Annotated in this window: 30 protein-coding genes and 1 riboswitch; of the genes, 2 read left to right on the top strand and 28 right to left on the bottom strand. The window is 71.0% G+C overall.

Features of this window, described 5'->3' with window-relative positions:
- Positions 1-25 precede the first annotated feature (25 nt).
- The 18 genes from F8R89_RS30785 to F8R89_RS30700 form a co-directional block, all read right to left on the bottom strand.
- A complete protein-coding gene (locus F8R89_RS30785; RefSeq protein WP_151787019.1) occupies positions 26-277 on the bottom strand; it encodes a hypothetical protein in 252 nt (83 codons plus the stop codon).
- Positions 274-831: a WhiB family transcriptional regulator gene (locus F8R89_RS30780; RefSeq protein WP_225994544.1), complete on the bottom strand. Its 558-nt coding sequence runs from the start codon at positions 829-831 to the stop codon at positions 274-276. Before F8R89_RS30780 ends, F8R89_RS30785 begins: the two co-directional genes overlap by 4 nt.
- A complete protein-coding gene (locus F8R89_RS30775; protein WP_151787018.1) occupies positions 828-1274 on the bottom strand; it encodes a hypothetical protein in 447 nt (148 codons plus the stop codon). Before F8R89_RS30775 ends, F8R89_RS30780 begins: the two co-directional genes overlap by 4 nt.
- Positions 1274-1891: a hypothetical protein gene (locus tag F8R89_RS30770; protein ID WP_151787017.1), complete on the bottom strand. Its 618-nt coding sequence runs from the start codon at positions 1889-1891 to the stop codon at positions 1274-1276. The genes F8R89_RS30775 and F8R89_RS30770 overlap by 1 nt, the downstream gene beginning before the upstream one ends.
- Positions 1888-2088, bottom strand: a complete 201-nt coding sequence (locus tag F8R89_RS30765) for a hypothetical protein (RefSeq protein WP_151787016.1) — start codon at positions 2086-2088, stop codon at positions 1888-1890. Before F8R89_RS30765 ends, F8R89_RS30770 begins: the two co-directional genes overlap by 4 nt.
- Positions 2088-2519 (bottom strand): hypothetical protein, encoded by a 432-nt coding sequence (locus F8R89_RS30760; RefSeq protein ID WP_151787015.1) that lies wholly within the window; start codon positions 2517-2519, stop codon positions 2088-2090. The genes F8R89_RS30765 and F8R89_RS30760 overlap by 1 nt, the downstream gene beginning before the upstream one ends.
- Positions 2516-3139: a 3'-5' exonuclease gene (locus F8R89_RS30755; protein WP_151787014.1), complete on the bottom strand. Its 624-nt coding sequence runs from the start codon at positions 3137-3139 to the stop codon at positions 2516-2518. The genes F8R89_RS30760 and F8R89_RS30755 overlap by 4 nt, the downstream gene beginning before the upstream one ends.
- On the bottom strand, positions 3136-4032 hold the full coding sequence (locus F8R89_RS30750; RefSeq protein WP_151787013.1) for a recombinase RecT: 897 nt from the start codon (positions 4030-4032) through the stop codon (positions 3136-3138). Before F8R89_RS30750 ends, F8R89_RS30755 begins: the two co-directional genes overlap by 4 nt.
- Complete coding sequence (locus F8R89_RS30745) at positions 4029-4955, bottom strand: YqaJ viral recombinase family protein (protein ID WP_151787012.1); 927 nt, start codon at positions 4953-4955, stop codon at positions 4029-4031. Before F8R89_RS30745 ends, F8R89_RS30750 begins: the two co-directional genes overlap by 4 nt.
- On the bottom strand, positions 4955-5245 hold the full coding sequence (locus F8R89_RS30740; RefSeq protein WP_151787011.1) for a hypothetical protein: 291 nt from the start codon (positions 5243-5245) through the stop codon (positions 4955-4957). The genes F8R89_RS30745 and F8R89_RS30740 overlap by 1 nt, the downstream gene beginning before the upstream one ends.
- The gene (locus F8R89_RS30735; RefSeq protein ID WP_151787010.1) at positions 5242-5688 is read right to left on the bottom strand and encodes a hypothetical protein; all 447 of its coding nucleotides are present in this window, start codon (positions 5686-5688) and stop codon (positions 5242-5244) included. The genes F8R89_RS30740 and F8R89_RS30735 overlap by 4 nt, the downstream gene beginning before the upstream one ends.
- Entirely contained in the window at positions 5685-6059 is a 375-nt protein-coding gene (locus F8R89_RS30730) for a hypothetical protein (protein ID WP_151787009.1), read from the bottom strand. The genes F8R89_RS30735 and F8R89_RS30730 overlap by 4 nt, the downstream gene beginning before the upstream one ends.
- Positions 6056-6343 (bottom strand): hypothetical protein, encoded by a 288-nt coding sequence (locus F8R89_RS30725; RefSeq protein WP_151787008.1) that lies wholly within the window; start codon positions 6341-6343, stop codon positions 6056-6058. The genes F8R89_RS30730 and F8R89_RS30725 overlap by 4 nt, the downstream gene beginning before the upstream one ends.
- Complete coding sequence (locus F8R89_RS30720; protein ID WP_225994543.1) at positions 6340-6738, bottom strand: HNH endonuclease signature motif containing protein; 399 nt, start codon at positions 6736-6738, stop codon at positions 6340-6342. Before F8R89_RS30720 ends, F8R89_RS30725 begins: the two co-directional genes overlap by 4 nt.
- A 191-nt stretch (positions 6739-6929) precedes the next feature.
- On the bottom strand, positions 6930-7322 hold the full coding sequence (locus F8R89_RS30715; protein ID WP_151787007.1) for a hypothetical protein: 393 nt from the start codon (positions 7320-7322) through the stop codon (positions 6930-6932).
- The gene (locus tag F8R89_RS30710) at positions 7319-7726 is read right to left on the bottom strand and encodes a hypothetical protein (RefSeq protein WP_151787006.1); all 408 of its coding nucleotides are present in this window, start codon (positions 7724-7726) and stop codon (positions 7319-7321) included. Before F8R89_RS30710 ends, F8R89_RS30715 begins: the two co-directional genes overlap by 4 nt.
- Before the next feature lie 94 nt (positions 7727-7820).
- Positions 7821-8006 (bottom strand): hypothetical protein, encoded by a 186-nt coding sequence (locus tag F8R89_RS30705; RefSeq protein WP_151787005.1) that lies wholly within the window; start codon positions 8004-8006, stop codon positions 7821-7823.
- The gene (locus F8R89_RS30700) at positions 8003-8284 is read right to left on the bottom strand and encodes a helix-turn-helix domain-containing protein (RefSeq protein WP_225994542.1); all 282 of its coding nucleotides are present in this window, start codon (positions 8282-8284) and stop codon (positions 8003-8005) included. The genes F8R89_RS30705 and F8R89_RS30700 overlap by 4 nt, the downstream gene beginning before the upstream one ends.
- 192 nt (positions 8285-8476) lie before the next feature.
- Between F8R89_RS30700 and F8R89_RS30695 the strand changes: the two genes are divergently transcribed.
- Both F8R89_RS30695 and F8R89_RS30690 read left to right on the top strand, forming a co-directional pair.
- Complete coding sequence (locus F8R89_RS30695) at positions 8477-8929, top strand: helix-turn-helix domain-containing protein (protein WP_151787004.1); 453 nt, start codon at positions 8477-8479, stop codon at positions 8927-8929.
- Between the two features lie 13 nt (positions 8930-8942).
- Positions 8943-9500, top strand: coding sequence for a hypothetical protein (locus F8R89_RS30690; RefSeq protein ID WP_151787003.1), 558 nt, complete (start codon positions 8943-8945; stop codon positions 9498-9500).
- On the opposite strand, the gene F8R89_RS30685 is transcribed toward F8R89_RS30690, so the two are convergent.
- The 10 genes from F8R89_RS30685 to F8R89_RS37250 form a co-directional block, all read right to left on the bottom strand.
- Complete coding sequence (locus F8R89_RS30685) at positions 9418-11076, bottom strand: recombinase family protein (protein ID WP_151787002.1); 1659 nt, start codon at positions 11074-11076, stop codon at positions 9418-9420. The two genes, F8R89_RS30690 and F8R89_RS30685, sit on opposite strands and share 83 nt — an antisense overlap.
- A gap of 92 nt (positions 11077-11168) precedes the next feature.
- Complete coding sequence (locus F8R89_RS30680; RefSeq protein ID WP_151787001.1) at positions 11169-11453, bottom strand: hypothetical protein; 285 nt, start codon at positions 11451-11453, stop codon at positions 11169-11171.
- 255 nt (positions 11454-11708) lie between these two features.
- Complete coding sequence (locus tag F8R89_RS30675; RefSeq protein ID WP_151787000.1) at positions 11709-13079, bottom strand: NtaA/DmoA family FMN-dependent monooxygenase; 1371 nt, start codon at positions 13077-13079, stop codon at positions 11709-11711.
- A gap of 18 nt (positions 13080-13097) precedes the next feature.
- On the bottom strand, positions 13098-14285 hold the full coding sequence (locus tag F8R89_RS30670) for an LLM class flavin-dependent oxidoreductase (RefSeq protein ID WP_151786999.1): 1188 nt from the start codon (positions 14283-14285) through the stop codon (positions 13098-13100).
- 86 nt (positions 14286-14371) lie between these two features.
- Positions 14372-15394: an ABC transporter substrate-binding protein gene (locus F8R89_RS30665; RefSeq protein WP_151786998.1), complete on the bottom strand. Its 1023-nt coding sequence runs from the start codon at positions 15392-15394 to the stop codon at positions 14372-14374.
- A 66-nt stretch (positions 15395-15460) separates the two neighbouring features.
- Positions 15461-16246: an amino acid ABC transporter ATP-binding protein gene (locus F8R89_RS30660; RefSeq protein WP_151786997.1), complete on the bottom strand. Its 786-nt coding sequence runs from the start codon at positions 16244-16246 to the stop codon at positions 15461-15463.
- Positions 16243-17226 carry an amino acid ABC transporter permease gene (locus tag F8R89_RS30655; protein ID WP_151786996.1) on the bottom strand — a complete coding sequence of 328 codons (984 nt, stop codon included), beginning with the start codon at positions 17224-17226 and terminating at the stop codon, positions 16243-16245. Before F8R89_RS30655 ends, F8R89_RS30660 begins: the two co-directional genes overlap by 4 nt.
- 174 nt (positions 17227-17400) lie before the next feature.
- Complete coding sequence (locus tag F8R89_RS36360) at positions 17401-17550, bottom strand: hypothetical protein (protein WP_192806277.1); 150 nt, start codon at positions 17548-17550, stop codon at positions 17401-17403.
- A gap of 29 nt (positions 17551-17579) precedes the next feature.
- Positions 17580-17687, bottom strand: a riboswitch (SAM riboswitch).
- Positions 17688-17725: 38 nt separating this feature from the next.
- A complete protein-coding gene (locus tag F8R89_RS30650) occupies positions 17726-18625 on the bottom strand; it encodes a glutathione S-transferase C-terminal domain-containing protein (protein WP_151786995.1) in 900 nt (299 codons plus the stop codon).
- 180 nt (positions 18626-18805) lie between these two features.
- Entirely contained in the window at positions 18806-18904 is a 99-nt protein-coding gene (locus F8R89_RS37250; protein ID WP_318841309.1) for a putative leader peptide, read from the bottom strand.
- Positions 18905-18993 lie beyond the last annotated feature (89 nt).

Raw genomic sequence — 18993 nt, 5'->3', positions numbered from 1 at the left:
GCCGGTTCGGTCGGCGGGGCCGCTGTCACGTGGTCTTGCGGACGGCGGTGAGGGGACGGCGGCCGCGCGCCGTCGGGGCCCGGTACGTGGGCGGTGCCGCCCAGGTCCGCGGTGCACCCGGCCCGGGCGGGATCTCCGGCAGGCCCTTCAGCGCGTTCGGCGTGTGCGCCGGGCAACGCAGCCCGATCAGGAACGCGCGAACCCCGTCCACCTGCCTGCAGTGCCGGCGCTCCGGGCCGATCCAGTGACCGCACTCGCGGACCCGCTCCCCGCTCACGACGCGGCCCTGTCACCGCGGAGCACCGCGTCCGCCAGATGCTCCGCCAGCACGCACTCCCGGTCGCAGGTCCGCGTCACCGGACCGACCGGAGCACGCCCGTGCCCGGCGATGAACGCCGCCTGCCACGACGTGTACGCACGGCCGGCGAACTGCACAGTCGCGCCCCCCTGCCACTGCAGGTGACCGTCGCCGGTCGCGATGGTGCGCCGCTCGACCGCTTCCCGGATCGACGTCGGCCTCGGCATGGGAGGCTTGGCCGTCTTCGGCGGGGCGACGGTCACCCGGATGCCCACGGCCATCTGCTTGGCGACCGCGCGGCGTTCACCTGGGGTCATGCCGCCGCGGATGCCGTACTCGTTGTCGCCGACGGCGAGCGCGTCACGCAGGCACTGCCGCCACACGGGGCAGCTGCGGCAGACCTGCCTGGCCTGGTCGATACCGGCGGAGTTGTTGTCGGGGAACATGCGGTCGGGGTCCGTCTTGCAGGCGGCCCGGTCGCGCCAGTCGGTGGCGCGGTCGTGCATGGGTACGGATCCGGTGTAGTGGCTCATGCCGCCCTCCCGAAGATCGCCGCGTACTGCTGGTTGAGGTGGTCACGCATGGGCTGGTCGGTGGTGTGGTCGGGTGCGATGCAGCCGGGGTAGGTGCAGCTGGGCAGGACACGCCCTTCGGGCTCGCGGCCGTGCCGGATACGGAAGGCGATACGGCGGGCCGCGTAGTCGATGCCGCGGTGCTTGAGGACGGGGCAGGTCTTCTCGCGGAGGTAGCCGGTCCAGCGCATGTGTCCGCCGTCGACGGCCTCGGTCTGCGCTTGCCAGGCTTGTTCGAGGGTGAGGGTGGTGTGCCGGCTGGCTGGGGGAAGGTCGAGTTCGCGGCGGATCCGGCCGACGCGTTTCGGGTTGGTGTGGAGGAGGCGGCCGATGCTGCGGTCGGAGTGGCCTTCGGCGAGGAGGCGGATGATGTCGGCGCGGGGCACGCCCTGCGGGCCGGGCATCAGCGGGCCACCGCCGGGAGGTTGTGCCACTCCACGCCGCGCAGCGCGTTCTGCGCCCACGCCTCGGGTACCTCGGCGAGGACGTGCCCGAGAGAGTGGAGGCCCAGCGCGAGGATCATGTACGCGTCGCTTTGGTCGTAGCGGTGCTTGCCTTCGGTGAGCAGCCCGTACCGCTGGTGGACGGCGTCGCGGATCATGGCCTTGCCGACCTCGTACCGCTTCTTCGGTGGGACCGTGCCGGGGACCGGGCGCTTCTTCCCGGTGGCGTACTCGTTGCGGGCCTGCGGGTTGATCACGGCGTAGGGGATGCCGCGCTTCCACAGGTCCTGCCGGAGGAACCAGCGCAGTGCGGAGAGCGCGTCGGCGCCGTTGTTGTTCTTCGAGTAGGCGGGGCCTTCGATGACGACGTAGTCGGCGTGGCGGTAGAAGGAGGCGCAGCCGTCGAGCTGCTGCTGGAAGCGTTCGTGGAGGCCCTTCGCGGGGGCGTGGACGTAGTCGGTCCAGCCGACGCCGGCGACTCCGGTGACGATGGTGGCGGCGTCGAGTGCGATGACGAGGGGCCGGGGCCCGGCCGCTGCGGGTGCGGCCGGGGCCTCGACGTCGAAGAGGGCGGTCATTGGTTTCCCCCCGGGGTGGTGTCGTACAGGTCGGCGATGCGGGTGGCGTAGGCCTTGAGGCGGGCTTCGATGTCGTCCGTCTGCTGCTCGGCGGCCTCGGTGGGGGTGAGTCGCGGCTTGCGGCACAGCAGCCAGAACGCGAGGGCGAAGCCCGCCAGGAACAGGACATAGAGCCCGGTGATGATCGGCTCGGCCATCAGTGATCCACCTCCGTCTTGCGGAAGCCGGGCTGCCACGGGCCCGAGTTGGCGATCCGGCCGCCCTGCGGCATGCCGACGGCGTCGTCGAGACGGGCCTGCAGCCGGTCGGCGCGGCGCGTCTCGCTGGCCGCCTCCGCGCGGGCCCGGGCCACACCGCGCACCAGGCGCTCGATCCGGGCGGCGGCGTGACGGGCCTTGTCGCCGTCGAACCGGGCGGGCCGGGCGGCGAGACGGGCGTGGTCGCGGGTGAGCTGCTCGTGCTCGTCGAACAGGTCGCTGAACTTCTCAGCAGCGGTCCGGCGCGCGGCCACCTCGGCACGGAGCTGCGACTCGGCGGTCTCCGCGCGGCCGCGCCAGTAGGCGGCCCGGTCCTTCCACATGCACACGTTGGCTTCGGCGGTGCGCCGCCACACGAAGGGAACCCTCACGACGTCTCACCCCGGACCGCGTCGAACACGTCGCGCGCCCAGCGGGCGTCACCCAGCGCCGTGTGCGCCACCCCCGGGCCGGGCGGTTCGACGCCGGCCCAGCGGGACAAATCCCGCGACGAGAAAGGGAACGGCACCTCGTCGGAGGGCTGCGCCGTACCGCCGACCCTCCGGACCATCTCGGTCATGCCCAGCTTCCGGCCGGCTGCGAGGGTGGCGATACACACCGGCCGGTAGTGCCAGGGCGTCGCGCCGGTCTGGAGCATCCGATGCAGGAACGAGGCGTCGAAGTGGGGGTTCGAGCCGACCATGACCGCGCCTGTCAGGGCCTTGAAGATCCGCCCTGCTACGTCGAGGTAGTCGAGGGGAACGACGGGCACGGCGAGCATGTCGGCTGCCGCCGCCCCATCAGGGACGGCGAACCGCTCCGCGTAGCCGCCGATGCGCAGTGCTTCCGGCTGCGCGGCAGCAAGCTCTGCGCGAGTGGGCCGGATCTGCCACAGGTACTCGGTCTCGGTACCGTCCGGTTCGCGGCGGATGATGGCGACCTCCCACGGCATGTGCCTGATCGGGTCCAGCCCCGTGGTCTCGCAGTCGACGAAGGCGATCGGAGCGCTCATCGGCGGGCCCCCTGCCCGGGCTGGGCGGCGGCCGGCCAGTCGGTGCCGGTGGGCTCGTCGTCGACGAACTCGCCCTCGATCGGCCCCTCCTCCTCGCCGCTACCGGCGTCGTCCGGGAGATCCGCCGACGGCTGCGGCAGCGGCGGCGCGAACCCCGACGGCAGTTCCTTGGCGACCTCGGCCTGCGCCCGCAGTTGCTCGCGCATGTACTCCGCGCTGGTGGGCACCCACTTGGCGAGGCGGCGAGCGGCGGTCTTCAGCCACATCGCCTCCTCGTTGGTGTTCCACGGGGAGTAGTCCGCGCCCTTCCCGGACGCGCTGTCGGACTTGGCCTTGGCGTCCATGACCTGTTGACGGTTGAGGATGACGACCTTGGAGGTGGCGCCGTCTTTCATGACCGCGTAGGCGTATACGCCGACGAGTTCACCGCGGTCGCCGCCGAACCAGTCGACGTCGTGGACGGGGCGCTCGTCGCGGCCGATGACGTACCGGAAGGAGTCGTTGGCGCGGACGGTCTCGACGACGACCGAGGACACGGCGCCGGCCCGGTAGATGAGTTCGACGATGCCCTGGTAGCCGACGATCCCCTTGATGATGAAGTTCCAGTTGTGGTCCTTCGACTTGCGGGGGGTGAGGTAGAACTGCTCGGTGCCGGGTTCCAGGCCGAGGCGGGCGGCGGTCTTCAGCTCCCGCAGGAACACGCCGACGTCGTTCTTCGCGGCCCGCTCCAGCATCTGGTTACCGCGGATCGCCCCGACGGCGAGGCGCACCCACTGGTCGGCGTTGACGTGGGACGGCAGGAGAGCGGCGTACTCCTCCTGGTACTGGGTGACCATGGCGCCGGGGCCCTCGTCGCGGGTGGCGATGGCGGTGGAGACGGTGTTGTCGGTCATCGGGCGTTCCTTCGGGTGCGTGCAGGCATGAGGGAGTAGGTGTGGCCGTCGCGGACGGTGCGGGTGGCGATGCGCTGGCGTTCGCAGACGGCGCGCTGGCCGGTGCCGATCGCGTCGAGGAGCTCGCCCTTGCAGGCGGTCAGCTCGTCCTCGGCCGCCCAGTAGGCGTCCTGCGCGGCGTAGAACCGGTCCCGCAGAGCGGTGCCGATCTCGATGTCGACGGGGTCCAGGCCCTCGGGGATCTCACGGATCGCCTGGTAGGTGGCAGAGTGTCCGTCGATGTCAGGCCGGTTGTCGCGGGCGAGGTCGTCCATGAAGCGGGCGCCGGCCTCGCGGAGGATGCGGGCCTCGTCCTCGTCGTAGTCGACGACGTACTCGCGGTAGTCCGCCCCAGCGATCAGGACGGCGAGGTGGCAGACGGGCAGACCGAGGACGTCGAGGTACCACAGGCACTGGGCTCGGTAGTGCACCGGGATCTCGGCGGTGCCTTCCTTGCCCCAGCCCTCGTCGTCCCGGGCGGTCTTCGCCTCCAGCAGCGCGAACGGCTCGTCTGTCTCCGGCAGGTATAGAAGCCGGTCCGGGTTGGCGATCTGCCACCGCCTGCCGGTGGCCGCGTAGGTGCCGGAGGTGTGGACGATCCACTCGGGGTGGAGCTCTGCGAACTCGGCGCAGATGGTGGGCTCGTGCTTCTTTCCCCACCGCATCTGGGGGTTCTCCTCGACGGGGCCGACCAATCCCTTCTTGCGGTGCCAGAGGGAGAACCGGGACTCGTGCGGGGAGAGGCCGACGACCGCGGCGATCTCACTGCCGCCGATCCCGTTCGCGCGGGCGGCGTGCCACTCGGGTGTGCCGGCCTCGAACCATCCGAGGAGGGTGGGCCCGGCGGCCGGGGCCTGAGCCCCGGCCTGCGCGGTGGACGTCATCAGGCGTCCGCCTTCCTGCTCTGGCAGTTGTGGCTGCTGGCGAGTGCGTTGATGTCGAGGAGCGTCTTCACGCCGACGGCCTGGACGAGGTGGCCGCAGGGGATGCAGCGGAGTTCGGTCGCGGGGACGTCGCTGCCGTCACTGCGGGTCCACACGGGGGTGAAGTCGCGGAGGCGGCCGATGGTGGTGGCCTCGTAGTCGGCGAGCACGTTGACGGCGGCGGCGGTCGGGTCGACCTCGCGGCGGAAGTGGGCTTTGAGGGCGAAGAGGATCGTGTCGACGGCGCTCACTCCGACTCACCGCCCTGGGTGACGTCGACCCAGCCGCCGAAGTCGTCCGAGTCGGTCGGCGACCACGTGACGTCGCCGTCCTCGACGCGCCAGCCGAACGCGACCTTGTAGGTGCCGCAGGGCGACCAGTCGACGTGCTGGACGAGGAAGCGGATGGTGGACGCGTGGTGCTGCCGGGTGTAGGTGTGGCCGGGCTCGAAGAAGTCGGCGGGCAGCATCCGCAGGTTGTCCGGGCGGACCGCGCCCCGCTCGACCTTCGACGCGAGCACCTCGACCGGCGTGCCCTCGCGGGCCTTCTTCGTCAGCCAGGCCACGACGTCCGCCTTCGGCAGCAGGTCTGCCTCGGCCAGCACCTCGTCGCGGTAGTTGTGCGCGAGGCGGTACGCCTCCTTGGCGTCCAGCCGCAGCGACAGGGCGACGTGCAGTTCCATGCGGGCGCTCATGCCGCACCCGCCTCACGCTGCCCCGGCACGGACGGCCGGCGGAACCGCAGCACCCGACGCGCGACCGCGGTCAGCTCAACCAGCAGACGCCGCACGTCCACCATCGACACCTCGACCTGCGCGGTGTCCATAGCCGCAACGTCCTCAACCTGCTCGACCGCCGCGTCCAGCTCGCCCTCGCGGGCCACGCCGTGCACCACGTCGGACAGCTCGTCGAGCGCCGTGATGATCGCGTCCCGGTCGTCCGGGTTGGACCAGTGCTGCACCAGCTGGACGAGGGTGTCGGTGCGGATCTGGTCGACACGCAGGACGCCGTGGAGGTGGTTGGCGCCGACCTCGAAGGAGAGGCCCGGCTTGGAGGAGTGGTTCATCGGGTGCCTCCGGTGGCGGGAAGGAGAAGAGCGAGAGCGGCGGCCGTCGTGATCGCGGCGTGGACGGCGGCACGCTCGGCGTGCGCCCGGGCCCGGTTGAGGTCGTGGCCGGCGTGCACGACGCCCTGGTGCAGGGCGGCTGTGGCGCGGCGTGCGGCGGGGCGCGGGTCGAAGTCAGCGAGGTCGGCGTCGACGAGGAGGAAGTAGAAGACGCTGCCCGTCCCCCAGATCCCGAACGCGAGGGCGACCATCTCGGCCCACTCGGCCGGCGAGTGCGTGCTCACGAGCGGTCACCCGCCTTGGTCGCGCTACGAAGACGGCGGCACTCTCGGCAGATACGGCTGTTGCGCCACCGATACGTGTTGGCGGCGTCGAAGAGGTGTCCCCGCTTGCAATGCGTCTTGGCCGCGTTGATGGCAACCAAGTTCTCGCCGCGTAGCGTGTTCTCACGGCTCGTCACCGGCTCCAGATGAGCCGGATTAACGCAGTGCCGGACGCGGCAGAGGTGGTCGAGTTGAAGGCCTTCGGGGATCGGGCCAACAATCTCCTGATACGCCACCCGGTGCGCCATCTGATACCGGCCACCGAGCTTCATCTCGGCGTATCCCGAGCCGTTCAGGCGGCCGGTCCACAGCCAGCACTCCCCAGTGCGGTCCGTGCGGATTTCCAGCCGTTCCAAGGCCGGACCTCGGAGTTGCCGGCACCCGCACGAGGATGTTCTGCCATTCCGCAGGTTCGACGCAGACACGTGGGCCTGGCCGCCACAGGCGCACTCACAGAACCAGAGCGTCTCGCGACGCTCATTGGCTCCGCTGATCTTGATGACCTTGAGTCGACCGAAAGTCTGGCCAGTCAGGTCAAAGCGCGGGCTCATCGAGTCCCCCCCGTCTCGGGCAGGTCGTGACCCAGCCGGTAGTCGTGGTGCACGACCGCGTAGTGCTCGCCGTCCGTCGCGTCGGCGTGGAGCATGCGGTAGGCGGTGCGTTCCGCAGGGGTGCCGTGGCGGGCGCGCTCGGCGTACACCTCGGCTACCGGACGGGCCCGCAGCGCCTCGGCTGCGGCGTCGAGGGTCTCGTTGTCGACCTCGCTCGCGGCCTCCAACTCGGCGACCCGGGCCCGGAGCCGCTCCAACTCAGCCGCGGTCTCCGGGGACTGCAGCAGCTGGGCGGAGTCCAGCGCGAGCGCGATACTGATCGCCCTGCGGTTCTGGGTGAGCGCGGCGTGGATCACGTCCGCGGCGGAGTTCACGGCCTTCGTGTTCATCGCCGCACCGCCAGACGAACCTCTTCCATCACCGGCTCGTCCGACGCCACCGTCACCGACACATGCACCGGCACCGACGGGAACCTCTCCGAGTCCGACCACGACCGGGTGTGCAACGTCCACACCGTCTGCCCCCACGGCAGCACCGTCGTCGTGATCTGGCCGCCCATCACGAACAGCCACTCCGCCAGCACGTCCATCTGCGTGGACGCCACCAGCACCCGGTCGTGCAGCGCCTCCCACGCGATGTGCTGCTGCGGGAGTTCCTTCTCGGTGACGGTCGTCTCGTAGGCGACCTCGTTGCGGCGGCGCGCGGCCTGCGCGTCGGCGAACGACGGCTGCGCCTTCGGCAGCGTCAGCACGAGGGTGCTGCGGCCGGGGAGGTCAGTAGGATTGATACTCAAGGTGATCCACTCCTTCAAGGGGTTCAGGTGGATTGCCGAGTCGTGGGGCCTGCCGGACCTGGCAGTTGGGCGGGCCCTTCGGCGTGTACTGAGGTCAGGCGGCGTCAGCCGGCCTGTGCTCGGCCGCCTGGTGCTGCGGCACCTCGCCCGCGGGGCGGGTCATGATGCGGCGGAGGTCTTCGACGAGTTCGTCGCTGGGATCCGGGGCCTGCGCGACGCGGGCGCGGATGCGTGCGGCGGTGTCGGGGCCGAGGAGTGCGATGCACTCGGCGCGGGTCATGCCGCGGCCTTGACGGGGACGCGCTTGATGACGGTGCGCAGGTCGATGTCGTAGGTCTCGGCGATGCGCATGGCCGAGTTCAGGTCAGGCTGGGCCTGGCCCCTGAGGTAGCGATACACGGACGATTCGGGGATTCCGGTTCGTCGGCTGATCGCATAGCCGCTGTCGTCGCCGTGGCACTTGGCGATGTACTGCAGCTTGGTGATGTTGAGGCGGAACACGTATTCACTCCTCTCTTGGGCAGGATCGGCGCTGGTGGGCGGGGGTTCCTTGCTCACGAGGGAGACTCTTCCACAATCCTTCCTCCCTCGCAAGGGTGCACGCTTGTAAGGGAAGGGTGAAATTGCACGCGAACGCTTGTTCGAGCGGACGCGCGACCAGCAACAATGCAGGTCAGTGACCTGATCACAACTCTTGCGAGCGAGGGATTTTCTAGCTACTCCCTAACTAGGGAGGTAGTGTTTGTCGACATGACGGATGGGACCCCCACACGCGCACGACGATTCGCCGACATCGTCGTGCCCGCCGCCGAACGCGCCGGCTACACCGGCCACGGGGCCAAGGCCCGCTTCGCACGCGACACCGGGATGACCGAGAGCAGCGTCACCCGACTCTGGCAAGGCAAAGCCCTGCCCGAGGCCCGCTTCTACGAGGCCATCGCCCAGGTGACGGGCATCCCACTGGGCACCCTCCTCGTTCAGGGCGGAGTTCTCTCACACGAAGCTCTTCAGTCACTGTCCGAAACCGATCGAACGCAGGTAGGCTCTGGTCTCACTCCGGAGCAAGCGGCCGACCGGCTGGGGCTGAAGGACGAGGTGGGACGCCAGATGTTCTACGCAACCTTCGAGCGTCTCAAGCGTCTAGAAGACAACCCCTCCGCCCGCGCCGACGCTGACCACGGAGGGACGGCAGCTCAACTGTGATGCGGGGGTACGCATGGAACGAACGGGCCGCACTAGGGTCGCCGCCATCGCATCAGCGGTCACGCTGATCCTCGTAGGCTTCGCTCTCCTGCTGCACGGCATAGCCTTCGAGAACCTGCCCAGAGCCGTCGGCGGCCTCGGCATCAACCTCGTCGGCGACACCGCCATCGTCCTCTTCATGATCCGCGCCTGGATCACCGACACCAACGCGCAACGCCGCGAGCTCACGGCAGCACAGCACGTCGCCCTCGCCCAACGCGACCACTACTTCGCTGCCCAGGCCGCCGTCGAATGCGAACGCAGCCGCGTCACCCGAGACGCCGCCGCCGAGCGCGCCGCGAACGCCGCCCGCCTCCGGGCCGAACGTGACTCCCTGGCCGCCGAGTTCGAGGAGCGCCGCGCCGAACTCATCGCAGAGACGATGGAAGCCACCTTCCTCATGATGCGCAGCGGCAAGCTCACCGCAGACGAGCAGTCCGCCGGGAAGCTCATCCCCTTCCCCGCCCAGCTCCTCCCCCACCGCCAGGCCGAGCAGGCGCGGTCTCGGGAGCACGGAGTGGTCGGTCCCTGAACCCCGGCTCCCCGGCGAACGCCAGCGTGACCCGGCCGTCCTCCACGCCCCGCACACCCGGCGCGGCCGCCGGCCACAACCGCACGGTGACCACCTTCCGGATGACGGCCCGCTTCTGATCGAGCGACAGTCCAGGCTCCGTCACCTGCCCGTCCGCCCCGGTCGCCCCGTTCCACCTGACGTCCGGGTCCGGTGCGTGGATCAGCGACAGCAGCACCGGGTCGACGCCGGTGACCTCCCGCAGTGTCTTGCGTTCCGCTTCCAGCTTCGGCAGCAGGCGCTGCTCCATCGACGCCAGCGACGCGGCCGACAGCCGGAACTGGCCCGTGGTTTCGTCGAACTCCTCGGCCAGGGCGCGCGCCTCGCGGAGCTGTTCCTCGAATGCGTTGATGCGGCGCTGCGCTGCGGTCATCGTCGCCTCCACGTCGCCGCTGCTCGGCACCAGCGCGGCGAGGGCCGTGGCCTTGTCGGTGAACCAGTCCAGGATGGCGAGCTCGACGTAGGCGTCCAGCCAGTCCTCGCGGATCGACACGTCCTGCCGCTCCGAGCAGTGCAGTCCCGGCCTACGGCGGCGTCCCTTTCCGGTCTTGGTGAAGCCGCGGAGCACCGCGTGGTCGCCGCACGGCCCGCACAGGCCGATCCCGGACAGCAGGTGCACCGGCTCCGAACCGCGCTGCGTGCGGCGGTCCGTGTCCGTGAGGATGGCAGTGACCCGGTTGAACATGGCCCGACCCTCCGGGCTGTCGAGCCCTTTGATGGCGGGCCATGTCGCGGGCGTCCACTGGCCGCCGTTCTTCCGCTCCCCCAGGTAGGCCCGGTTCAGCAGCATCAGGCGGGCGTTGCGTGTCGTCCACAGGAAGCCGTCCGGGCGGCGGGCATCCGGATCGGCGTTCAGCCAGCGCAGCAGCGACGCCATCGACCGGCCCCGGTCGATGTGGACCATGGCCCGGTACACGTACTGGCCGGTCGTCGGGTGTTCGCGCTGGGCGACGCAGCGCAGTTGCCCGCCGACGGTCTCGTAGTCGCGGACGTACCCGAAGAGGAGCCGGCCGTGCGGGTCGCCGGCCGCGGCGGTGCGGGCGGCGGTGCGTAGGTTGCGGTCGCGGATGTCGTCGGCTTCGGCCTCGGCGTCGATGGCGTGCTGGGCGGTGGCTTTGCGGTCGTCGCTGCGGGAGAGGTCGTAGACGGTGCCCTTGTAGCAGAGGAGGACCCCGGCGCCGAGGCAGGCCGCGCGGAGGCGGACGTAGGCTTCGAGGTCGCGGTAGTAGCGGGATGCTTCGTAGGCGACGACGATGCGGATGACGCCGGGTTTGGGTGGGGTGTTCTCGATGGTGTCGAGGAGGTCTTCGAAGTCGTCGCGTGCGCGAGTGGCGTGGCGGGACGCGGACAGCCCTGGGTCTTTGAACTCTTCGGCGATGCTCCAGTTGTAGTCGCGGCACAGGGTGCGGCCGGCGCCGAGCTGGTCTTCGACGCTTTCGCCTCGCTTGTTGGGGTCGCGGGAGGCGCGGCCGTAGAGCCACGCCTCGAATCGCGTGTCGGGGAAGACGAGGTGCAGGTATGACGGGTCGAAGGCCATGGTGGAACGGTACCGGTGTGGGCCGGTGTTAGCTACGTCTTCGGGGGAGGGCGACGTCCGGCCCGCGACGTGCGGATCAGTGCGTGGACCGTTCAGAACGGCGGTCGGCAGGAGCCGGGCGGGGGTGTGGGGTTGAGCCGGTTCCCGGCGCGCATGTGCGGTGGCCAGCGCTCGTCGATGACGGACGCGGTCTTCTTGCAGGCCCCGCACGCGTCGTCCCAGTCCGGCACCCACAGGTACGGAGAGGGCGAGATGCTCGGATGCACGATGCCGCACAGGGTCGCGCCGGACGCCGTGTAGGCGTAGGCCGTGTCATAGGCGTGCCCCACTCCCCCGAAGAGGACCGGTGACTCCGCCCGCTCCCATCGTCCGTACATGGGCTGGTACTGGGGGCGTGACACCTCATCCGGGCCGTCTCCGAGTTCCCTCCACGCGCGACACCAGGAGCAGAACCACCGCTCCCTGACCCAGGGGTCCGCTTCCTCTCGCGGTTCCGGCACCGGCCTCCGGGCCATGGCGTGCCCGCACACGTCGCACGTCATGGGCCGGCCGGGGTTCGACGGCTCACCAGCATCTCCCTCGCACCGGTGCCTGTGGAGATCCAATACTTTACGGACCGGTCAGGACGCCATTCAACGCTCCCCCACCGCATCCGGGTGGGCCAGGCCCAGGTGGTCGCGGAGGGTCGGGCCCTCGTAGTCGGTGCGGAAGACGCCCTGTTCCTGGAGGAGCGGGACCACCTTGTCGGCGAACTCGTCCAGGCCCGTCGGGGTGAGGTGGGGGACGAGGATAAAGCCGTCGCTCGCGTCGGACTGGACGTACTCGTTGATCGTGCGGGCGAGTGTCTCCGGGGAGCCGACGAAGTTCTGCCGGTTGCCGGTGTGGATGACCAGGTCGCGGATGGACCAGTTGTTCGCCTCGGCCAGGGCGCGCCACTCGCGGGCGGTGGCGATCGGGTCCCGGTACATGCGGACCTGGGCGCGGCCCTGTGCGATGTGGCTCTCGCTGACGTCCGGGTCGACGTCGGGCAGCGGGCCGTCGGGGTCGTAGGCGGAGAGGTCGCGGTTCCAGACGAACTCCAGGTGCCGCAGGGCGGTGGCTCCGCTGACCTGCCGGCGGCGTACCTCGCGGGCGAGTTCCTCCGCCTCGGCGTCGGTGTCGGCGAGGGCGAAGGTGGCCGCGGGCAGGATGAGCAACTGGTCGTCGCGGCGGCCGTACTTGGCGAGGCGGGACTTGACGTCCGTGTAGAAGGCGCGGCCCGCCTCCAGGGTGCCGTGCCGGCTGAAGATGGCGTCCGCCTCGGCGGCGGCGAACTCGCGGCCCTCGTCGGAGTCGCCGGCCTGGAAGATGACCGGCCGGCCCTGCGGCGGGCGCGAGACGTTGAACTGCCCGTGGATGGCGAAGTGCTGCCCGGTGTGGGTGAAGGAGCCGGCCTTGGCGTCCTTGAGGAACGTCCCGGTGGCCTGGTCGGCGACGATCTCGTCGCCGTGCCAGGAGTCGAGGAGTTCCTTGACGGTGGCGAGGAACTCCTTGGCACGGGAGTACCGCTCCTCCTGCGGCAGGAAGCCGCCGCGCCGGAAGTTCTCGCCGGTGAAGGCGTCCCAGGAGGTGACGACGTTCCAGGCGGACCGTCCGCCGGAGAGGTGGTCCAGGCCGGCGAACTGGCGGGCGACCTCGTACGGCTCGTTGAAGGTGGAGTTGATGGTGCCGGTCAGCCCGATGTGATCCGTGACGGCGGCGAGCGCGGTGAGCACCGTGAAGGTGTCGGGGCGGCCCACGACGTCCAGGTCGTAGATCTTCCCGCCCTGTTCGCGCAGCCGGAGGCCCTCGGCGAGGAACAGGAAGTCGAATTTGGCGCGTTCGGCGGTCCGCGCGAAGTGCGCGAACGAGCTGAACTCGATGTGGCTGCCGGCCCGGGGGTCGCTCCACACGGTGGTGTTGTTGACGCCGGGGAAGTGGGCCGCCAGATGGATCTGCTTCAGGGGCTTCGAGGAGGTGGTCATGGCGAGCGTCCTTCCGGCTCAGGCGGCGGCGTAGCGGTTGGCGGGCCGGGCGAGGCCGAGCAGGCCGCGCAGGGTGCCGGCCTCGTAGGCGCGGCGGAAGACACCCCGGCGCTGGAGTTCGGGTACGAGGCCGCGGGTGATCGCCGGCAGGTCGTGGCCGGCGACGGCGGGGCGCAGCCGGAAGCCGGTGAGGCCGGCGGTCTGAAACTCCTGCAGGAGGTCGGCGAGTTCAGCGGGGCTTCCGGCGAAGATCAGGGCGTCGCTGGTGTACGCCTCCCCGGCGAGCGCGTCGAGCCGTTCCCGGCGGGCCCGCGCGGCGCCCGGATCGTCGTCGAGGAACACGACGAGGTCACCGAAGACGTGCAGGGGCTCGTCGGCGCGGCCCGCCGCCCGCTGCTCGGCGCGGATCACGGCGGCCACGGCCCGTGCCTCGTCGGCGTCGTGCGGGGTGACGTAGCCGATGTCGGCGGAGCGGGCGACGAGCCGGTAGGGCACGGTGTCGTGGGCGAGGGCGCTGACGATCGGCTGGCCCTGGGGCGGCCGGGGCGTGATGGAGGGACCCTTGACGCTGAAGTGGCGGCCTTCGAAGTGGATGTGGTGGAGCTTGTCCCGGTCGATGAAGCGCCCGGTGGCGGTGTCGCGGATCTCGGCGTCGTCCTCCCAGCTGTCCCACAGCCGGCGGACGACCTCGACATAGTCTGCGGCCTCGTCGAAGAGCTCGTGGACGGAGGGGGTGTCGTACCGGTCGATGCGTTCGATCGTGCGACGGCCGAAGCGGGCGGCCTCGTTGGGGCGCGCGGAGATCTGGACGCGCAGGCCCGCCCGGCCGGAGCTCACATAGTCGAGGGTGGCGATGGCCTTGGATATGTGGAACGGCTCCGTGTGCGTGGCCACCACGGTCGGCACCAGTCCTATGTGGTGGGTCAGGGGGGCGACGCGGGACGCGATGAGGACGGCGTCGAGCCGGCCGCGGACCTGGTCGGTGCGCCCGTCGGGGTCGAGGAAGTGCGAGGACTGCGGGCCGAGGCCGTCCTCGAGGGTGACGAGGTCGAGCAGGCCCCGCTCGGCCTCGGTGATCAGGTCGGTCCAGTAGGCGGCGGTGAACAGGTCCCGGGGCCGGGACACCGGCTCCCGCCAGGAGGCGGGGTGCCAGCCGGTGCCGTCCAGGGCGACGGCGAGATGCAGGGGTGTGGGGTTCGCGGACACGGTCGGTGCCTTCCTGGTGGTCCGTACGACGGCGCCGGGCCCTCCGCCGGAGGAGGGGAGGGCCCGGACGCCCCGGTAATGGGTCGTCAGGAGTTGTCGAGCGGCAGGCCCGGCGGGTTCACCTCCGCCTTCTTCACGGCCTCGCCGGAGAGGTTCCACGCGGCGAGCCACTTCGCGTACTGGCCGTTGTCGATGAGGTGGTTGATCGCTTCGGCGAGGGGCTCGGCGAGTCCGCTGTCCTTCTTCGCGGTCGCGGCGATCAGTCCCTGCAAGGTCGCCCCGGCGCCGGAGAACCGCCCGGCGATCCTGGTCGCCTGCGGTGTGCCGCTGGTCTGCGTGACGTGGTACGCCAGGTTGGGGCTGGGCCCGAAGTAGGCGTCGATCTTGCCGCTGTTCAGGGCCAGATAGGTGCTGTTGTTGTCCTGGAAGTACTTGACGGTCAGTTCCTTGCCCTCCTTCTCCAGGCGGCTCTTCCACTCGAGCAGGATGCGTTCCTGGTTGGTGCCGGCGCCGACGGAGACGGTGGTGCCGGCGAGGGTCCGGTAGTCGCCGTCGAAGCGGAACCCGGAGTCCTTCGGCGCCTCGAACGCCAGGTCGTCCTTGCGGTAGGAGGCGAACTCGTACTTGCGCTTGCGCTCCTCGGTGTCGGTGATGTTCGAGAAGCCGACGTCCACCTTGCCGCTGTCGATGCCGACGAAGAGGTTCTCCCAGGTGAACCGCTTGACCTCGGGTTTCAGCCCGAGGACGGCGGCGACCAGGCGCGCGAGGTCGATCTCGGAGCCGGTGAGGGTCTTCTGGTCGCTGCCCACGAAGCCCAGGGGCGGCGCCCCGGAGGGCAGCGTGCCGGAGCCGACGACGAGCCGTCCGCTCTTCTTCAGGCCGGCGGGCAGCTTGGCGCTGATGGACTTCACCTCGGACACCTTCAGGGTGGTCTCCTTGGCGGCGCCGTTGGAGAGCCGGCCGACGGTGACCGTGCCGGCGCTGTCCTGCGTCGAGGTGGCGGCGTCGCTCTCACCGCCGCAGGCGGTGAGCCCGGTGGCGAGGGTGGCGGCGGCGGTCGCGGCGGTGATGCCGCGGAGCAGGGCACGTCGGGTGATGTGGGTGGGCATGGCCGTCCTTGGGTGTGCGGGGCGGGTCGTGGGCGGGCGTGGGGGGAAGCGAAAGGGGGGGTGGGGTCACAGGACCTTGCTGAGGAAGTCCCTGGTCCGTTCGTGCCGGGGGGCGTCGAGGACCTCGGAGGGCGGGCCCTGTTCGACGATCCGGCCGCCGTCCATGAAGACGACGCGGTCGGCGATCTCGCGGGCGAAGCCGATCTCGTGGGTGACGATGACGAGGGTGGTGCCGCTGGTCGCCAGGTCCTTGATGACGGCGAGGACCTCGCCGACGAGTTCCGGGTCGAGGGCGGAGGTCGGCTCGTCGAAGAGGATGACGCCGGGGCGCAGCGCGAGGGCGCGGGCGATGGCCACGCGCTGCTGCTGCCCGCCGGACAACTGGCGTGGGTAGGCGCCGGCCTTGTCGGCGAGACCGACGCGGGCGAGCAGGTCGCGGGCGAGTTCGAGAGCGGCGGGCTTGGCGAGCCGGCGGGCGGCCACGGGGGCGGCGGCGACGTTGTCGAGGACCGTCAGGTGCGGGAACAGGTTGAAGTTCTGGAAGACGAAGCCGATCCTGCCGCGCTGGGCGAGGATGGCCCGCTCGCCGAGTTCCTTGAGGCGCCCACCGTGCCGGCGTACGCCGATCGGTTCGCCGTTGAGGCTGACGTACCCGATCTCGGGTTTCTCCAGGTGGTTGACGACCCGGAGCAGCGTGGACTTGCCGGAGCCGGACGGGCCGAGGATCACGGTGACCTCGCCGGGCCGCACGGTCAGGTCGACCCCGTTGAGCACCCGGTGGGTGCCGTACCACTTGTGCACGTCGTGCACCTGGACGGTGGCGGGCGGGTGGTTGTCGACGGCGGTGCTCATACGGCGGCCTCCCGGCGTGCGCGGGCCCTCAGCTCGGTGACGGAGGCCCGCAGTCTCTGGAGCGGGGTCGGCGGCAGGGAGCGGGTGGCGCCCCGGGCGTAGTACCGCTCGACGTAGAACTGGACGACGGAGACGACGCTGGTCAGGACGAGGTACCAGACGGTGGCGACCATGAGCAGCGGCACGATGTCGCCGGGGTAGGTGGAGCCCATGGACTGCGCGGCGCCGAACAGGTCGAGCAGGGACACGTAGAACACCAGCGAGGTGCCCTTGATCAGGCCGATGAGCTGGTTGACGTAGTTCGGCACGATGGACCGCAGGGCCTGCGGGAACACGATCCGGCGGAACTGGTAGCCCTTGGGCAGTCCGAGCGCGGCGGCGGCCTCGTGCTGGCCCTGGTCGACGGAGAGGATGCCGCCCCGGACGACTTCGGCGGCGTACGCCGACTCGTGGAGGCTGATGCCGACGACGGCGATGACGAGGTCGGTGGCGAGCTCGGACTCGTCGAAGGTGAGGAAGGCGGGCCCGAAGGGGACGCCGAGGCTGAGCGTCCTGTAGAGGGCGCTGAAGTTGTACAGGAACAGCAGGACGACGATGAGCGGGATGGAGCGGAACGCCCACACGTACACCCAGCTGACGGCGCGCAGGACGGGGCTGCGGGAGAGCCGGGCGAGGGCGAGCAGGACGCCGCCGAGCAGGCCCAGGACGGCGCTGTAGGCGGTGACTTCGAGGGTGACGAGGAGGCCGTCGACGATGGTGGGCCGCAGGAACCAGTAGCCGAAGCGGTCCCACTGGTAGAAGGGGTTGGTGACCAGGCCGTGGACGAACTGGGTGGTGAGGACCAGCACGGCGGCGGTGGCGATCCAGCGGCCGGGGCGCCTGAGCGGCAGCACGCGCTGGGCGGTGAGCGGTCCGGACGGGGTGGCGGCGGGCGGCGGCGCCTCGGCCAGGGAGACGGCGGCGCCTGGGGGTTCACTCATGGTGGGCTCCGGCTGGAGTCGGACGGGCCCGGGGGACGTGGACACCTCGGCCGCGGGCACGGCCGGTCGACGGCGGGGCCGGGGAGGTGGGGACGCACGGTCACCGGGGCGGGGCGGGGGACGGCACACCGCTGCGGCGGTGGGCGTCGGGGGTGCGGTGCCGCGGCGAAGAGGTCAGCCGCGGCGGCGGGCGCAGCCCGGTGCGGTACACAGTGCGCTGTTCACGCGGAGCAGATCGACGGCCCGGTCGGCGGCGAACAGCGTGGCGTACGCGTGGACGCGGCCGCGAGGGCGGCCGGTGGCCGTCCTGGGGGCTGCGTCCATGGCGTCACTCACTTTTCCGGCCGCTCGGGCCCGCGCGCTTACCGAAGTCATCCGGTCCGGTCGTCACCTGGGGCACCCCACCGCGATGCGAGGGTTGCCGGCCAGCGAGCCAGGGCTTGTCGCTGACACTCATGACCGATCTGGGTCGTAGTCAAGCCAGTTGAACGGGTAAATGTCAACGGTGGTCCACGGAGCGGGACGGCTCCGGGGCGGTCCGGGCGGTGTGCGCCGCCCAGTCCAGGATCTGCACGGCGGCGCCGGCGGCCTCCAGGCCCCGGCAACGGGCGTGGTGGCGGTGGGAGATGGCGTCCAGGTCGAGGTGTGCGCCGAACGCCGGGTGGGCGGCGAGCCGGCGGGCGTACTGCCACAGGGCGGTGTGGGCGGCGATCCGCTCGACGGCGGCGGCGTCCAGGTGGTGCCGGTGCACGGTGTCGAGTTGGACGAGGGTGACCCACAACTCGACGTCGGCGGCGGTGATCTGATCGCGGATCATGTAGTCCCGGCCGGTCAGCCAGCGGTCGAGCGCGCCGAGGGAGCGCAGCAGGGTCTCCAGGGCCGCCTCGCGCTCCGCCCGTCCGGCGCCGGCGGTGCCCGCGTTCTGCGCGGCGTCCTCGATGTCCTCGGCGCACATCCGCTCGACGGCCTCGATCTCGGACTCGGCGCCACAGGGGTAGAGGGACGCGTGACAGCCGCCGAAGTGCCGGTCGAGGTCGCGCATGATGTCGGGGGCGTGCGTGCTGACGATGCGCCCGGACCAGTCGTCGCTGAGGACCGGGCCGAGGGCCGGGCCGGGGTAGCGGTGGGCGCTGGCCTCGTACAGGGGGCGCAGCGCGGTGTGTCCGCTGTCGGGGCAGTCGGGGACGGCGGGCAGGAAGGTGGCCGGGCAGACGCCGCCGAGCTGGAGCAGGCTGTGGGCGACGGCGATGCGCAGGCCGTCGGGGCAGGCGGTGGAGAGGTGGAGGCGGTAGCGGCGCGGCACGGCGTAGTGGCCGCTGCGCGCGTCGCTGCCGATACGGCCGCGGAAGGCGGGGGTGGTCCGGGTGGACGGGTGTGCGGCCGACGGTGCGACGGTCATGGCTCTCCCCTGGGCAGGCGTGTGGGCATACGGCGGGGCCGGCGGGTGGCGTCCGGCGGGCGTGGGCATGTGGCGGAGTGGGGTGTGCGGGCATGCCGGTGGGCATGCGGACCAACGCGTGGCGGGGGGGGGTGGCGGGGCCGCGCTCGGAGGTCGGGGCGCGAGAGCCGCGCTCCGAGGTCAGATCGCGCTGCAGACGCGCTGCAGGTCGATGTGGCGGCGGGAGGTGAGGAGGGGCGTACGGGTCACTCGTCCGGTGACCGTCCCTGCGCGCCCCATGCTTCCCTACCTTTTCACTAGGAAACCTATGGTGAGTGTCGGTCCCCGCGCGCCCGTCGTCAAGAGGGCGTCCGCGGATCGGTCGCCGC

This window comes from Streptomyces sp. SS1-1 (genome assembly GCF_008973465.1).
Lineage (GTDB): Bacteria > Actinomycetota > Actinomycetes > Streptomycetales > Streptomycetaceae > Streptomyces.
Note: the sequence above shows the minus strand (reverse complement) of the source record. Positions and strands in the feature narration are given on the sequence as shown.